This window comes from Streptomyces blastmyceticus (assembly GCF_039521185.1).
Taxonomy (GTDB): Bacteria; Actinomycetota; Actinomycetes; order Streptomycetales; family Streptomycetaceae; genus Streptomyces; species Streptomyces blastmyceticus.
Map to the genome: position 1 here is coordinate 347,876 of NZ_BAAABW010000001.1, position 15,683 is coordinate 363,558.

Below are 15,683 nucleotides of genomic sequence, written 5' to 3' on the forward strand. Positions count from 1 at the left end.
GGTTCCAAGCCCGTCCGGCAGCGGTCGGCCCTCGGGTCAGAACTGTCGGGTCAGAACTGGACGTCCGAACACGCGTAGAACGCGTTGCCCGTGTCCGCGATCGTCCAGACCGCGAGGATCAGCTGCTTGCCCGTCCGCCCGTCCGGGATCGTCCCCTGGTGGGTGACGGTCGCGTCCGGGATCCGGCCCCCGTACGGCACCGTCAGGAACGGCTGGTCCTCGAGGTCGGACCGGGTGAGCGGCCGGGTCGGGTCGTACCCGGGCTTCGTGAGGTAGTAGCTGAAGTCCGTCGTGGCGTGCCGGGCCGTGAGCCGCCATCGGAAGGTGAAGCTCTGTCCGGCCGTGACCGGGGTCGCGGGCCACTGCCCGCCCCGGGGGTCGTCGAGCTGCGCGAAGCGGCTGTTGCCGCCCGCGCATATCGTCCCGTCGGACGGCCCGTGCGACGGGAACCCCTTGGGCCCCTCGACGCTCTGGGGTTCCCACTGGATGTCACCGCAGTCCTGCACGGTGCCGTTCGCGCAGAACTCCTGGCGACTGGTGGGGGAGTCGGTGTAGCCGTGGCTGCCGGCGCTGCCCGTGCCGAGCAGGGAGACGCCGGCGATGCCGAGGCCGATGATCGCCGCACTGATCTTTTTGCGCATGCTTCGCTCCTCGAAGAACGTGGGGGGTTCCGTGAGTCGAGTGCCGTGAGTCGAGTGAGATGCGGTCTAGACCAAGGCGGAGGCTAGTACCACCAGTTGGTCATGTCCAGGCCAACGGACGAAGTCATCCGGCCGAAGTTCACCCGCGAGGACGTCACCGGTTCGCCACGAGGGGCGGCTGTCCTGCACCCGGACGCGCACCGGCGCCCCGGCCCTTCGCATTTCAATGAGGCACCCTTGACGCGCCCCCGCCCGGTGCGCATGCCGCACGGGGGGGCCGTACGGGTGACCGGCCGGGCCGCGGGGTCAGCGCACGCGGCCGTACATGTTCGGGTCGTAGTGCGAGAACGTGGAGATCCGGACCTTCTTGCCGGGCCGCGGCGCCTCGATGTAGCGCCTGCCGCCCAGGTAGATCGCGGCGTGGTGCACCCCGGACGCCTTGCCGTTGCCGGACCAGAAGACGATGTCACCGCGGCGCAGGGCGGACCGCGGGATCCGGGCCATGGCGCGGTACTGGTCGGCCGCGATGCGCGGCAGCTTCACCCCGGCCCGGCGGTAGGCCTGCTGGATGAGCCCGGAGCAGTCCCAGCGGTGCGGGCCATTGCCCCCCAGGGCGTACGGATCGCCGATGTGGGCCATCGCGAAGGCGATCGCGGGTTCGAGGTCCCGCCGCCCGGCGGCCGGCCGCTGAGGGTGCTGGGGGTGCGGTGGCGCGGGGGGCGCCGGGGGCTCCTGCGCGTCGTCCTGGTCCACGGGGTCCGACTCGTCGGCGGACGTCTCCTCCTCCGGGGCCAGCTCCTCGTCGTCCCCCTCCTCGCCGCCGTCGTCCTCGGCCGCCCCGTCCGGGACCGTCTCCGCGTCGAGGGCGTCGAGGGTGTCCGGCTCCGTCTCCGCCACGGCCCCGGCCGCGCCCTGGCCCTCGTCCGCGTCCCCGCCGACGGAGGCGGCACCCGGGTGCGGGAGCGGGCCGGGGCCCGTCGGAGCGGCCCCCTGCGTACGGTCCGCGTGGACGGCCACCCCCGGGTCCGCATGCCCCGGACCCGGCTCGGGGGACGCCGCGCCCGCGCCCGCCCCGGGGCCGGCCAGCACCACCGCGCCCACCGCCACCGCGATCGCGCCCCGCAGGGCACCCCTGTGCCGTACGGGCCCGGCCGCCGCGCCGCGCCCCGCCCCGGCCGTCGCGGCGGCCCCGTCGACGCAGAGCGCGCACGCGCAGTCGCCGGGTATCGCCTCGGTGAAAGCCGGTATTCGCACGGGCACCGCTGCCTTCCGTCGTACTCGGCACAGCTTCTCAACGGCCGACGAAATCCGCATGTCGGAAAATACGGGGCGATCCACCCACGAGAAGGGGACCTTCGCCCCTGCAACCACGGCCCCCGCAGCGCTATACGCAGGCACTTCCCCGCTCCCACCGCCTCCGGGAGGTGGTCGGGAGCACCCTCGGGGATCAGGTAGAGTTTTCTCTGTCAGCAGGCGCCGCTAGCTCAGTTGGTTAGAGCAGCTGACTCTTAATCAGCGGGTCCGGGGTTCGAGTCCCTGGCGGCGCACAGACAGAAGAAGGCCCCTCACCACGGTGAGGGGCCTTCTTCGTGTACGCGGAAGGACCACGGAAGACCATGGAAGATCAGGTACCACTTCCGAACACTTCCGCCGCATTCACATGCGTCTTCGCATCACGCACCGCTTTGCCCGGTAAACACCTCGTTTCGCCCTTGTGATCATGACGTGGCGTCCGAGATCCTGAGCCGAGAGCAATGACTCAACGTCAATGAGTGACCAATGAGTTGGGTGTGCCGGTGGGGAGCCGGCGCACACAGGGTCCATGCGGCTGTGGGGGGCCGGTGGGCTCACGACTGACACACGCAGTCAGCATGCGTGCGGGGGGAATGACCATGACGACCACGCCTGCCGACGCCCGGCAGCAGACCCACGCTCCGGCGGCCGCCGGCGGCCCACCACGGGCACCCGGCGTACCGCAGCAGCCCGCCGGGCCCACGGCGACACCACCCGGCGATATGCCGGGCGCCCGGACCGCGGTCCGGCCGCCCGTCCGCCCGCCCGGAGCGCGCCCGCGCTTCGACTACGAGCACTACAGCAGGCTGGCCGGCCCGCTCACCGAGCCAGAGCCCGGCCAGCCGTACCGCGTCCGCTACCGCAGCCTGCTCGCGGACGAGACGCACCGCGTCCTCGGCGCCCTGCTGCTCGGTGCCGCGCCCTTCGTCTCGCTGGGCCTGCTGCTGTGGCTGATGCAGCCCGCCCACTGGACGCACCGCGAGCACTCCACGCCCCTGATGCGGCACCTGGACACCGTGATGCTGGTGTCGATCGGGCTGATCGAGCTGTTCCGCACGCTGAACGTCACCTCCAACGCCCACGCCACCCTCGTCGCGCGCGACCCCGTGCCGGTCGTGCCCGAGACCGGCACCAAGGTCGCCTTCCTCACCTCGTTCGTGCCCGGCAAGGAGCCGCTCGAGATGGTCACCCGGACCCTCCAGGCGGCGGTCCGGGTGCGGCACCGCGGGCCGTTGCACGTATGGCTGCTGGACGAAGGGGACGACCCCGGGATCAAGGAGGTGTGCAGACGGCTCGGCGTCCACCACTTCTCCCGCAAGGGAGTCGAGAAGTGGAATCAGCAGAAGGGGCCGCACCGCGCGAGAACGAAGCACGGCAACTACAACGCCTGGCTGGACGCCCACGGCGACGACTACGACTTCTTCGCCTCGGTCGACACCGACCACGTACCACTGCCCAACTTCCTCGAGCGCATGCTCGGCTACTTCCGTGACCCGGATATCGCGTTTGTCGTTGGACCGCAGGTGTACGGGAACTACGATGCGGCCGTGACCAAGGCCGCCGAGAGCCAGCAGTTCCTGTTCCACGCCCTGATCCAACGCGCCGGAAACCGCTATGGCGCACCCATGTTCGTCGGCACCAACAATGCCGTCCGCATCAGCGCGCTCAAGGGCATCGGCGGGCTCTACGACTCGATCACCGAGGACATGGCCACCGGCTTCGAGCTGCACCGGCACCGCAATCCGGCGACCGGTCGCAAATGGCGCTCCGTGTACACCCCGGACGTCCTCGCGGTCGGCGAGGGACCGAATTCCTGGACGGACTTCTTCACCCAGCAGCTGCGTTGGTCGCGGGGCACGTACGAGACCATCATCAAGCAGTTCTGGAAAGGCCCGTTCACCCTGTCGCCGGGGAAATTCCTCAACTACACGCTGATGGTCATCTATTATCCGATGACCGCGCTCAACTGGCTGCTCGGCGCCCTGAGCTGTGCGCTCTTCCTGGGGCTCGGCGCCTCCGGGATCCAGATCAACTCCGAGGTCTGGATGATGCTCTACAGCGACGCCGCGGCCCTGCAGATCGGGCTCTACATCTGGAACCGCCGCCACAATGTCTCGCCGCACGAGCCCGAGGGCTCCGGCGGGCTCGCGGGCATGGCGATGTCCGCGCTGTCGGCGCCGATCTACGCCCGCTCGCTGATGGACGCGGCGCTGCGCCGCAGGAGCACCTTCGTGGTGACGCCCAAGGGCGATTCGGCCAGCCCCGACACCCTCTTCGGCACCTTCCGCGTCCATCTGTTCTTCCTGGTGGTGTTCGGCGGCTCGCTGCTGTCCTCGTTCTGGCTCGGTCACACGCACGTCGCGATGCGCACGTGGGCGGTCCTGGCCCTCGCCATCACCGTCGCGCCGGTCCTCGCGTGGTGGTGGAGCGTGCGCCACGCCAAGCAAGCCGTGGAGGTCAGCAGATGAACCAGCCCCGTTTCCGTGTCGGCCGCCGCACCCGCCGCATGGCCGTCGGGTCCGCGGTGGTGCTCGCCCTGGCGGGGATGAACGGGCCGGCGCTGTGGGGCTACGCCTCCGACCAGTACCACGACTACAAGATCAACCAGCCGGAGTACAAGGCCAGGAACGGCCACTGGGACATGGTCGACGTCCCCGACGAATACCGCATCAACACGATCCACGCCGCCCTGCTGCACACCGGCAAAGTGCTGCTGGTCGCGGGCTCGGGGAACAACGCCGCCAATTTCAAGGCGAAGTCGTTCCGCTCGGTCCTCTGGGACCCGGAGAAGAACACCTTCAAGAACATCCCCACCCCGAAGGACCTGTTCTGCGCCGGGCACACCCAACTCCCGGACGGGAAACTCCTGGTGGCGGGCGGCACCCAGCGCTACGAAAAGCTGGGTGGCGACGTCGCCAAGGCCGGCGGGCTGATGGTCGTCCACAACGAGGACCCGGACAAGCCGATCACGCTGCCCACAGGCACCAGATTCACCGGCAAGAACAACGGCAAGACCTTCGAGTCCAGGGACCCCGTGCTCATCCCCCGCGCCAAGAAGGTGCAGGACGAGCAGAGCCGCAAGGTGACCGTCACGGTCAGCACCGCCCGCGTCTATGTGGAGGCCCTGGAGAAGGGCCATAAATTCGAGACCGGGCTGACCGACAACTACAGCATCGAGGGGCTGAAGGGCACCGACACCCGCAATGTCTACGGCATTGCCAACAAGCTCTCGTTCGACAAGAAGGACTTCCAGGGCATCAAGGACGCCTATGAGTTCGACCCGGTCGCCGAGCGCTATGTCACGGTCGACCCGATGAACGAGGCCCGCTGGTATCCCACCCTCACCACCCTGCAGGACGGCAAGGTCCTCTCCGTCTCCGGTCTGGACGAGATCGGCCAGGTCGTCCCGGGCAAGAACGAGGTGTACGACCCGAAGACCAAGAAGTGGAGCTATCTGCCCAAGGAGCGCTTCTTCCCGACCTATCCCGCGCTCTTCCTCACGGACAAGGGGCGGATCTTCTACACGGGTTCCAACGCGGGCTACGGCCCGGCCGACAAGGGCCGCGTCCCGGGCGTGTGGGATCTGGGGAGCAACGACTTCACCGAGGTCCCGGGGATGAGCGACCCGGACACCCTTGAGACGTCGATGTCCGTGCTGCTGCCGCCCGCGCAGGACCAGCGCTACATGGTCCTCGGCGGCGGCGGGGTCGGCGAGGACAAGAAGGCGACCGCCAGGACCCGGATCATCGACCTGCACGCGCCGCAGCCGCGCTTCAAGGACGGGCCCGACCTCTACGCCAAGGCCCGCTATCCCAGCAGCGTCATCCTGCCCGACGACACGGTCCTGACCACCAACGGCTCGGGCGACTACCGGGGGCGCAGCGATTCCAACGTCCTCAAGGCGGAGATCTACGACCCGAAGGACAACTCCCGGCACACGGCCGCCGATCCACTGGTGGGCCGCAACTACCACTCCGGCGCCCTGCTGCTGCCCGACGGCCGGGTGATGACCTTCGGTTCCGACTCGCTCTTCGGCGACAAGGCCAACAGCAGGCCCGCCACCTTCCAGCAGGAGATCGACCTCTACACCCCGCCCTATCTCTTCAAGGGCGGCGCGCGGCCCGAGCTGAAGGACACCGAGCCGAAGACCGTGGCGCTGGGCGGGAAGGCCACGTACCGCACGGCCGGCCCCCGGCCCGTCGCGAAGGCGCGGCTGATCCGGCCGGGCTCCTTCACCCACGTCACCAATGTGGAACAGCGGTCGATCGCCCTGGACTTCACCAAGCAGGACGGCGGCGTGACCGTCACCCTCCCCAAGGACTCGACCCTCGTCCCGCCCGGCTGGTACATGCTGAACGTGATCGACGACCACGGCATCCCGTCCCCGGCGGTGTGGCTGAAGGTGCCCGGCCCGAACGGGAGTTAGGGCGACACACTTCTGAGGACCGGGGCCCCGTGCGGGCCCCGGTCCTCGGCTGTCAGATCATCAGCGGGCGTTGCGCGCGAGCTCCAGCGCGTATGTCTCCCACCACTGCCCGGCGTCCGGGCCGCCCTTGCACGTGCCGTCCGACTCCCCCGGCCGCTTGACCCACAGATACGCGTCCACCAGGCCGTCGCCGGTGTGGGTCGTCGGCGGCTCGCCCAGCGCCCGCCCGGAGGGGTTGCACCAGGCCTTCTCGTGGTTCCCGCCCGACAGCGGGCCGTTGCCGTTGCGGCTGGTGTCGATGACGAAGTGCTTGCCGCCCAGGAGGGCAGAGAGGGTGTGGCCGTATTCCTTGTTGTCCTGCGTGGTCTGGAAGTTGGACACGTTGAGCGCGAATCCGTCGGCCTGGTCGATGCCGGCCCGCTTCAGCGGATCCACCATCCGGTCGGCGGGCGTGACCCAGCTGGAATTGCCCGCGTCCAGATAGACCTTGGTGTTCGGCAGTGCCTTGAGCTTGCCCACGGATTCCTTGAGCAGGGCGTACCGCTCCTCGTGGAACTGCTGGGGCGTGCAGCCGTCCTCCATGTGCGGCAGGGCGTCCGGCTCCAGGATCACCGTCGCGCCCCGGTCGCCGATGCCCTTGGCCGCCTTGTCGAGCCAGTCGCGGTAGGAGTTGCCGTCGGAGGCGCCGCCCTGGCTGTACTGGCCGCAGTCGCGGTGGGGGATGTTGTAGAGGACGAGCAGCGCGACCCGGTCGGCGGCGTGCGCCGCCTCGGTGTAGCCGCGGGTCTGGCCCTCGGGGTCGTCCACGCCGATCCACTCCGCGACCGGCTGGGCCGCGATCTTCTCCAGCAGGTCGGCCTGCTTGGTGCTGCCGTCCTTGCGCAGCTCGGCGGACCTCTTGGAGGCGGTGGACTCGGGGTTGACCCAGAAGGGCGCCCGCGACTTGGGCAGTTGGGCGGGCTGCCGGGGTGGCGCGTCGGCGGCCTTCGGCGGTTCCGCGGAGGACGAGTCGGAAGAGCATCCGGCGAGCAGCAGCAGGGCCGCGATCGCGGCTCCCGCTCCTGTCCGGGCCGTACGGGCACGACATGTGCGGCCGGCGTAGCTGCCGTACATCCATTCCCCCTTGGGTGTACTTCCTGTGGGGTGTCCCCCCGCCCCCACGGGACATGACCGGTCTTTTCCATGCTTGCACAGAAATCGCCCGCGCCGTGGGTGGTCGGGCGATGACACGGTGTCAAGTCGCCCTGTTGGAGCAGGGGAGGTGCGGGCGGCGCGCTCAGACATGTCCGGCGCCGGTCAGATAGGCGGACACGACGACATTGGCGTTGTAGGAGCGACGGGTGCGGTCGTAGGTGCCACCGCAGGTGATCAGGCGCAGCTCGGCGCGGTTCCGGTCGCGCGGTCCGTAGACGCGGTGGGCGTCGAAGTGGTCCTTGGTGAAGACGGAGATGTCCTCGACGGTGAACTCCGCGGTGGTGCCGTCGGCGCGGTCGACGGTGACGGTGGCGCCGCGTTTGAGGCCGGCGAGGTCGTAGAAGACGGCGGGCGCGTGGTCGGTGTCGACGTGGCCGACGAGGACGGCGGCGCCGGGCGAGCCGGGCTGCGGTCCGCCGCGGTACCAGCCGACGGCACCGGCCCGCTGGTACGGGGGCGGGTCGACCGCGCCGAGGCGGTTCAGGTCGCGGTCCTCGATGGGGGCCTTGACGCCGACGGACCTGATCACGAGGGACCGGGGGTGTGCCGCCCGGAGCGGCGCGTGGGCCGGGGGCAGCGGGTGGGCCCCGGGGCGGCCCGCGGCGGCGACGTCACCGGCGGCGGGGGTGGCGGTCACGGTCCCGTCGGTGATCTCACGGCCCCAGAGCCACAGGGCCACCAGCAGCGCCGCCCAGGCCACCCCGGTCAGGAGGCGGCCGTGGCCGCTGCTGCGCGCTTCGGACATCTCGGCGGGCCCTTCCTACCGCCGTCGGCCGGTGTCGGCCCGGCGGCGGTGGCGGGTCGCCGCGGCGGCGGCCAGTGCGGTGCCGCCCGCGAGGACGAGTCCGGGGACGCCGGGAGGGTCGGCGGCGGCCGCGGTGCCGCCGCCACCGGCCGGTACGGGCGCCACGGGTGAGGGCGGGGTGCGGGGCACGGCGTGGGCGGCGTGCGCGCGGGCCCGCTCGTCGAGGTGCTTGACGATCGTGAGCCGGCCCTCGGCCGTGCCGCCGTGGCCGTCGCAGCGGACCTTGACCGTGTACGTGCCGGGCGCGGTGGTCGAGCGGACGGTGGTCTCGGCGAAGAGCCCGGCGGAGTCCTTGGCGAGCCGCGCGTCGGAGACGAACGCCTCGGAGGTGGCGGTCGCCTTGTCGTCCGCGCAGCCCGCGACGCGCAGCTGGACGCGGGAGCCGGGGGTGCTGGTGACGGGGGTGAGGGAAACCGTTCCGGACATGGTCGCGGGGCCCTCGTGGGCGTAGGCGGGGGCCGTGCACACGGCGACCGCCGCCGCGGCGCCGCACAGAGCGGATCGGACTGGGTCCATGGGAAACCTCCTGGTATCCCAGAGACTCGCCCGCCCCGGCGGGGCGCCGCATCCGCTGCGTGGCGCTATTGCTCCGTACGGTTCGGGAACCAGCCCATTGCCGGACCTGCGGGGCCTTCCCGCTGCCCGCGGCTCAGATCAGGTCGACCAGGTCCGCGATGGAGTCGACGACCCGCGACGGGCGGAAGGGGTGGTGGTCGACGTCCTCCGGGCGCGTGAGCCCGGTCAGGACCAGGAAGGTCTCCATGCCCGCCTCCAGCCCGGCCAGCACGTCGGTGTCCATGCGGTCGCCGATCATCGCGCTCGTCTCCGAGTGCGCCCCGATCGCGTTCAGCCCGGCCCGCATCATCAGGGGATTCGGCTTGCCGACGAAGTACGGTTCCCGGCCCGTCGCCTTGGTGATCAGGGCGGCCACGGAGCCCGTCGCCGGGAGCGCCCCCTCCGCGGAGGGCCCGGTCTCGTCGGGGTTGGTGGCGATGAAGCGCGCGCCGGCGTTGATCAGCCGGATCGCCTTGGTGAGCGCCTCGAAGCTGTAGGTGCGGGTCTCGCCGAGCACCACGTAGTCGGGTTCCGCGTCGGTGAGGACGTAGCCGATGTCGTGCAGCGCGGTGGTCAGCCCGGCCTCGCCGATGACATAGGCGGTGCCGCCGGGCCGCTGGTCGTCCAGGAACTTGGCGGTGGCCAGCGCGGACGTCCAGATGTTCTCGACGGGCACGTCCAGCCCGATCCGCTCCAGCCTGGCGTGGAGGTCGCGGGGGGTGTAGATGGAGTTGTTGGTCAGGACGAGAAAGGGCTTGCCGGATTCCCGGAGGCGTTTGATGAAGGCGTCGGCGCCCGGCACCGGAATGCCCTCGTGCATCAGCACACCGTCCATGTCGGTGAGCCAGGATTCGATCGGCTTGCGCTCTGCCACGGTGGGACTCCTGCCGTCTGCCGCCCCTTGCCGGGGCTGGGGAAACGCCGGGACGGCCCAGCTCGTGCGCCGCCCCGACACCTCCAGCCTAATCAGCTTCCGGTCGCCGACTTCCACGCGTCGACGTAGGAGGCCAGGTTCTTGTCTATTTCGACCCAGTCCGGGCGGAATATCTCGACGCCCTTCATGATCTCCGCGAGGGCGGTGGCGTTCTTGTCGGTGGCCTTGACGTCCGTGCGGGCGGGGAATCCACCGGCCACGGAGGACGCCTGCCGCTGCACCTCTTCGGAGAGGAGGAAGTCCAGGAATTTCTTGGCCTGCGCGGTGTGCGGGGCGTTCTCGACCAGTCCGGCGGCGTACGGGAGGGCGAGCGTGGTGGGCTTTCCGCTGCTGCCCGCCGGGAAGAAGATGCCCTGGTGGGGCATGGACTTCATGTTCGCGTAGTTCATCTGGACATCGCCGTTGGCCACGAGGAGTTCACCCTTGTCCGTCTTGGGGGCGAGCTGTCCGGTGGAGGAGGAGGGGCCGACGTTGTTCTTCTGGAGCTTTCCGAGATAGGCCATGGCGGCGTCCTTGCCGCCGAAGTCGTGAATGGCCTTCACGAGAACCGCCGTGCCGTCACCGGCAACACCGGGCGTGGAGTATTGCACCTTGCCCTTGAAACGGGCGTCCAGGAGGTCGTCCCAGGTCTTCGGCGGGGTCTTCAGTTCCTGGGTGTTGTGGATGAAGCACAGGTAGTTGTCGACGACGGAGGTCCAGGTGGCGGCCCTGTCACCGGCGGGGACCTTTTCCGAGCCCGCGGGGCTGTAGGCGGCGAGCAGGCCCTTGCCGTCGGCCTGCTGGATGAACGGCGGCAGCGTGACGAGCACATCGGCCTTGGTGCGGGACTTCTCCCGGGCCAGGCGCTGCACCATTTCACCGGAGCCGCCCTCGACGTATTTCACCTTGATGCCGGTCTTTTCCCGGAACTCCTTGAAGACCGTGTCGTAGAAGCCGGAACCGTCCTCGGCCTTGAGTCCGTCCGCGCTGTAGACGGTGATCTCCTGGGCGCCGGCGCCGGACGTGCCGCCGCAGCCGGTCAGGGTGGCGGCGAGGACCACCGCGCCGAGCGCGGAGGCGGTGAGCGACCGGGGAAAGCGTGCCATGACGTGTCGTACTCCTTGTGTGAAAAGCGGGGAGGAAGGGCGGCCTGATCAGCGGTAGGACGCCTTGGTGCGGATCCGGGAGACGCCGAGCAGGACGGCCAGCGTCGTCACCATCAGGACGACGGCGAGCGCGGCACCGGCGAAGAGGGCGCCGCGGTCCGTGGTACCGAAGATCTTGACCGGCAGGGGCAGCCAGTCCGGCGGGTAGAGCATCATCGTGGCGCTCAACTCCCCCATGGACAGGGCGAAGCAGAGCCCCGCAGCCGCGGTCAGGGACGGCAGGAGCAGGGGCAGCTTGACGTGCCACAGGACGTACGAGGGGCGCGCCCCGAGGCTCGCGGCGCTCTGTTCGTACGCCGGGTCGAGGCGGGCGAGCGCGGCGGACACGGACTGGTGGGCGAAGGCCGTGACCAGCACGGTGTGCGCGACGACGACGATCTCCCGGGTGCCGTTGAGCAGCAGCGGCGGCTCCGAGAAGGCGACCAGCAGCGACAGCCCGACCACGACGGACGGCACGGCGACCGGCAGCATGAACAGGGCGTCGACGACGCGCCGCAGGCGGCGGTCCATGCGCTGCGCCGCGAGGGCGGCCCACGTGCCGATGGCGAGCGCGAAGGCGCTCGCCGCGACGGCCGTCAGCAGGCTGGTGGTCAGCGCGCTCAACGAGTCGCCCTGCGCGATGTCCTGATAATGCGTCAGCGTGGCGCCCGAGGGGAGCGCACCGCTCCAGTTGGTGGCGAAGGACGCGGCGAGGATCACCAGGAACGGCAGCGCGAAGACGGGCAGGAAGAGCGCGAAGAAGACGGCCCGTACGACCCAGCGGGCGCGGCGGCTATGCACGAGCACGGCGGGCACCTCTCTTTCCGAACGATCCGGACTTCCCGCTGACAAGCAGGCGGTAGAGGCCGTACAGCGCGACGGACAGGACCACGTTGACCACGGCGACGACGCACGCCCCCGCGTAGTCGCCGTCCAGGATCGCCTTGCTGTAGACCAGCATCGGCAGGGTCGTGACGCCCTTCGCCCCCGTGAACAGCACGATCCCGAACTCGTTCAGGCACATGACGAGGACGAGGCTGCCGCCCGCGGCGAGCGCCGGCAGCGCCTCGGGCAGGATCACCTGCCGCACGATCCGCGGCGCCCGCGCCCCCAGCGAGGCCGCGGCCTCCAGCTGCGCCGTCTCCACCTGCGAGAAGGCGGCGAGCAGGGGCCGCATGACGAGCGGCGTGAAATAGGTGATCTCCGCGAGCAGTACGCCCCAGGGCGTGTGCAGGAAGTCGAACGGCCCGTCGGCGGATCCCGTGACATCGGTCCACAGCCCGTTGGCCATGCCGCGCGAGCCGTAGACGAAGAGCAGGGCGAGCGTGATGAGGAAGGACGGGAACGCGAGGAAGATGTCGATGAACCGGCTCAGCGCCTTGGCGCCGGGAAACGGCACGAAGGCGATGACCAGCGCGAGTACGAACCCCAGCACGAGGGCCCCGACGGTGGCCCCGACGGCGATGGCGACCGTGTTCCAGAGGGCTTCACGGAACGCGGTCTGCCGGAAGATTTCGGCGTAGCCGTCGGATTGCTTGACGACGAGCGCGAGGGGATAGAGAAAGAAGAGCGCGAGCGCGGCGACCGGTGGTACGGCCCAGAGTGACCTGGTCAGCGCGTAACCAGCCCGTCCGGCGTTTGAGGACGCGCCCGCAGGGCGCTCCGCCGCAGGCGCAACGGACTCGCGGCCGGGGGCCCGGGGCGCGAGCCCCGGTTTCGGGAAGGGGCGGGTAGGGGAAAATCCACCGGCCCGAACCCTACGCATCGGCCACCGCCACCGCGTCCTCCGCCGCGAAGTGCACAGCCACCCGCTCCCCCAGCCCCGGCGGCTCCCGCAACTCCCCCACTTCCGCCGTCATTTCGACCGCATCCGACATCGCAACCGTCACCCGATGCGACGCCCCCCGCCACTGCAGCCCGGTGACTACGCCTTTCACCACATTGACCCCCGGCTCATCGGATTCCCCGAGCCCCACCAAATGCGGCCGTACGCACACCGTCACCTCTCCCGCGCCCTCACCCCCGCGGACGCGAAGCCGTACCCCCTCCACATCCACCACACCAGCCCCGCACCACACCCCGCGCAACAAATTCGCGCTGCCGACGAACGAGGCCGTGAACGCGCTGCCCGGCGAGCGGTACAACTCCCGTGGCGTGCCGCAGTCCTGGAGGCGGGCACGGTCCATGACCGCGATGCGGTCGGCGAGGGTGAGGGCCTCGGACTGGTCGTGGGTGACGTAGAGCATGGAGACGTCCGGCAGGTCCCGGTGCAGCCGGCCCAGCTCGGCGAGCATGCCGCTGCGCAGCTGCGCATCGAGCGCGGAGAGCGGTTCGTCGAGGAGGAGCACTCCCGGCCGGATGGCGAGGGCGCGCGCGATGGCGACGCGCTGCTGCTGTCCGCCGGAGAGTTCGCGCGGGTAGCGCTTGGCGTACGCGCTCATCCCGGTCATCTCCAGCGCCTCGGCGACCCGCTCGGCAATGCCGTCGCGGGGCGCCTTCTGAGCCTTGAGCCCGAACGCGACGTTGGCGTCGACCCGGAGGTGCGGGAAGAGCGCGTACTGCTGGACGACCATGCCGATGCCCCGCCGGTACGGCGGCAGCCCGGTGACGTCCCGCCCGCCGATCAGCACCCGCCCGGAGGCCGGCTGGACGAACCCGGCGACGGCTCGCAGCGCGGTGGTCTTCCCCGAGCCCGAGGGGCCGAGGAGCGCCATGACCTCGCCGGGTTCGACGGTGAGGTCGAGCGAGTCGAGCACGACGGTGTCGCCGTAGGCGACGGACACCTTGTCGAAGCGGATCCCTCCGCCCGTCGTGACGGTCGTCATGACTCGTACTCCGCTATCAGGTCGGGCAGTTCGGCCACCGACGGCAGGACGGCCGTGGCCCCCGCGGCGCGCAGCGCCTGCGCGTCGTGCGCCCCGGTGAGCACGCCCGCCACGACGGACGCGCCGGCCCGCCGCCCGGAGAGCATGTCGTAGGAGGTGTCGCCCGCGACCGCGATCCGCTGGACGGCGTCCACGGCGCCGGTGCGCAGCAGGGCGGCGAGGACCATGTCCGGGTAGGGGCGGCCGCGGCCGGCGTCGGCGGGGCAGAGGGTGAGGTCGGCCAGGTCGCTCCAGCCGAGGGCGGTGAGGATCGCGTCCTGGGTGACGCGTGCGAAGCCCGTGGTCAGGACGACGGTGCGGCCCTCGGCCCGCAGGCGTTCGATCGCGGCGCGGGCGCCGGGCACGGGCGCGCAGTGGCCCGCGTCGACGAGCCGCCCGTACGCCTCCTCGAAGGCGGCGTTGGCGCGCTGGGCCCGCTGTTCGTCACCGAAGAGGTGGCGGAAGACGGAGATCTTCGACTCGCCCATGGTGGCGCGTACGTACGCGAGTTGCTCGGCATGCCGCGCCGAACCCGGCTGTACGCCGAGCTCGGCCGCCGCGGCCGCGAAGGCCTGCTCTACGAGGCCGTCGTCGGCGACGGTCGTCCCGGCCATGTCGAGGACGACCAGCCCGATCTTTTCGTTCATCGCGGTCACCAGCCCAGTTCGTTCGCGGTCGTCTCGGCGATGGCGGGTGCGCAGGTCATGCCGCGCCCGCCGGGTCCGGTCACCAGCCAGATGCCACTCCGTACCTGCTGCCGGTGCACGACGCGCGTGGTGTCGACGCACTGCGCGTACACCCCGGCCCAGCGGCGCCGGATCTTCGGCAGGGGGCGGCCGAGGAGCGATTCGGTGACGGTCGTCAGGTGTTCGTACGGGTCCTCGTCGACGTCGAAGGCGAACGGCGCCGCGTATTCGTGGGTGTCGCCGATGGTCAGCCCGCCGTCGGCCCGCTGGACCATGAGCAGTTGCATCCGGTGCTCGGCGGCGACGGGCGGCTGGCTCTGCGCAGCGGCCAGCGCGTCGAGCGCGGGGCCGCCGTAGGCCGGGTAGTAGCGGAAGCTGTCGGCGTCCGCGACGGAGGTGGGGAGCGCCTCGCCGAGCGGCTCGGTCTGCATCATCTGGAGGCGTACGCGCCGTACGGGCAGGTCGGGCACGAGCTCGCGGACCAGGCCGCCCAGCCAGGCGCCGGTGCAGAGCACGACGGCGTCACCGGTGTGGGTGATGCCGTGGTCGTCGCGGACGGCGTGCTCGCCGATGGTCTCGCGCACCTCGCGCCCACCGAGGAAGGTGTAGCGGCCGGAGGCGAGGAGCGCGTCCTTGAGTGCGCGCTGGGCGGTGCGCGGTTCGACGGCGGCGTCGCGCGGGCACCACAGGGCGCCGAGGAGTTCGCCGCGCAGGGCGGGGTTGAGCGCGCGCGTCTCCTCGGGCCCGAGGAGGGCGAAGCCGCGGGCGGCGGCATCGGGGCGGGCGACGGCGGCGCGGGCGACGGCCAGCTCCGCCTCGTTGGTGACGACCGTCAGCGAACCGTTGGCCCGGAAGCCGAGGCCGGGGACGCCCTCGGCGATCTCCTCCCAGAGTTCCCGTGCGCGCAGGGCGGTGTCCAGCTCCTCACCACCGGCCCGGCCGCTGACCCAGACCAGCCCGAAGTTGCGGACGGAGGCACCCCGGGCCTCGGCCTCGCGCTCGATGTGGACGACCTCGTGGCCGCGTTGGACTGCGTGCCAGGCGTGCAGGGTTCCCAGCACGCCGGCTCCGACGACTATGACTCGCATGCCGGGAACGGTCGTCGGGCCGGGTGACCCGAAGCGGTCCGGACGGCGACGTGAGGGTGAACGCGCTGTCAAA

General features: G+C 70.8%; 14 protein-coding genes and 1 tRNA gene. 3 read left to right on the forward strand and 12 right to left on the reverse strand.

Translation table 11 applies throughout. The features are described from left to right. Window positions 1-50: 50 nt before the first annotated feature. Window positions 51-641: a lytic polysaccharide monooxygenase auxiliary activity family 9 protein gene (locus ABD269_RS01540; protein WP_301887254.1), complete on the reverse strand. Its 591-nt coding sequence runs from the start codon at window positions 639-641 to the stop codon at window positions 51-53. Between the two features lie 306 nt (window positions 642-947). Then, entirely contained in the window at window positions 948-1,895 is a 948-nt protein-coding gene (locus tag ABD269_RS01545; RefSeq protein WP_344115224.1) for a C40 family peptidase, read from the reverse strand. 219 nt (window positions 1,896-2,114) lie between these two features. Between ABD269_RS01545 and ABD269_RS01550 the strand changes: the two genes are divergently transcribed. From ABD269_RS01550 to glxA, 3 genes are all read left to right on the forward strand, one after another. Further along, window positions 2,115-2,188 (forward strand) — tRNA-Lys (locus tag ABD269_RS01550). A 468-nt stretch (window positions 2,189-2,656) separates the two neighbouring features. Then, window positions 2,657-4,402 (forward strand): glycosyltransferase family 2 protein, encoded by a 1,746-nt coding sequence (locus tag ABD269_RS01555; RefSeq protein ID WP_344115415.1) that lies wholly within the window; start codon window positions 2,657-2,659, stop codon window positions 4,400-4,402. Next, a complete protein-coding gene (gene glxA / locus ABD269_RS01560; RefSeq protein ID WP_344115226.1) occupies window positions 4,399-6,360 on the forward strand; it encodes a radical copper oxidase GlxA in 1,962 nt (653 codons plus the stop codon). Before ABD269_RS01555 ends, glxA begins: the two co-directional genes overlap by 4 nt. 60 nt (window positions 6,361-6,420) lie before the next feature. Here glxA and ABD269_RS01565 read toward each other — a convergent pair whose 3' ends face one another. The 10 genes from ABD269_RS01565 to ABD269_RS01610 all read right to left on the reverse strand — a co-directional run bounded on the left by ABD269_RS01565 (window position 6,421) and on the right by ABD269_RS01610 (window position 15,610). Continuing rightward, window positions 6,421-7,473, reverse strand: a complete 1,053-nt coding sequence (locus ABD269_RS01565; protein ID WP_344115228.1) for a glycoside hydrolase family 6 protein — start codon at window positions 7,471-7,473, stop codon at window positions 6,421-6,423. Window positions 7,474-7,636: 163 nt separating this feature from the next. Further along, complete coding sequence (locus ABD269_RS01570) at window positions 7,637-8,299, reverse strand: class F sortase (RefSeq protein ID WP_344115230.1); 663 nt, start codon at window positions 8,297-8,299, stop codon at window positions 7,637-7,639. Window positions 8,300-8,314: 15 nt separating this feature from the next. After that, the gene (locus ABD269_RS01575; protein ID WP_344115233.1) at window positions 8,315-8,875 is read right to left on the reverse strand and encodes a hypothetical protein; all 561 of its coding nucleotides are present in this window, start codon (window positions 8,873-8,875) and stop codon (window positions 8,315-8,317) included. Between the two features lie 133 nt (window positions 8,876-9,008). Then, window positions 9,009-9,788, reverse strand: a complete 780-nt coding sequence (locus tag ABD269_RS01580) for an HAD-IIA family hydrolase (RefSeq protein ID WP_301887248.1) — start codon at window positions 9,786-9,788, stop codon at window positions 9,009-9,011. 92 nt (window positions 9,789-9,880) lie between these two features. After that, a complete protein-coding gene (locus ABD269_RS01585; RefSeq protein ID WP_344115235.1) occupies window positions 9,881-10,933 on the reverse strand; it encodes a 2-aminoethylphosphonate ABC transporter substrate-binding protein in 1,053 nt (350 codons plus the stop codon). 48 nt (window positions 10,934-10,981) lie between these two features. Beyond that, a complete protein-coding gene (locus tag ABD269_RS01590) occupies window positions 10,982-11,779 on the reverse strand; it encodes an ABC transporter permease (protein WP_344115237.1) in 798 nt (265 codons plus the stop codon). After that, the gene (locus ABD269_RS01595; RefSeq protein WP_344115239.1) at window positions 11,766-12,737 is read right to left on the reverse strand and encodes a 2-aminoethylphosphonate ABC transporter permease subunit; all 972 of its coding nucleotides are present in this window, start codon (window positions 12,735-12,737) and stop codon (window positions 11,766-11,768) included. Before ABD269_RS01595 ends, ABD269_RS01590 begins: the two co-directional genes overlap by 14 nt. Next, a complete protein-coding gene (locus ABD269_RS01600; protein ID WP_344115241.1) occupies window positions 12,730-13,797 on the reverse strand; it encodes an ABC transporter ATP-binding protein in 1,068 nt (355 codons plus the stop codon). Before ABD269_RS01600 ends, ABD269_RS01595 begins: the two co-directional genes overlap by 8 nt. Then, on the reverse strand, window positions 13,794-14,483 hold the full coding sequence (locus ABD269_RS01605) for a phosphonatase-like hydrolase (protein WP_344115243.1): 690 nt from the start codon (window positions 14,481-14,483) through the stop codon (window positions 13,794-13,796). Before ABD269_RS01605 ends, ABD269_RS01600 begins: the two co-directional genes overlap by 4 nt. 5 nt (window positions 14,484-14,488) lie before the next feature. Continuing rightward, window positions 14,489-15,610: a TIGR03364 family FAD-dependent oxidoreductase gene (locus ABD269_RS01610; RefSeq protein ID WP_301887243.1), complete on the reverse strand. Its 1,122-nt coding sequence runs from the start codon at window positions 15,608-15,610 to the stop codon at window positions 14,489-14,491. Window positions 15,611-15,683: the final 73 nt, after the last annotated feature.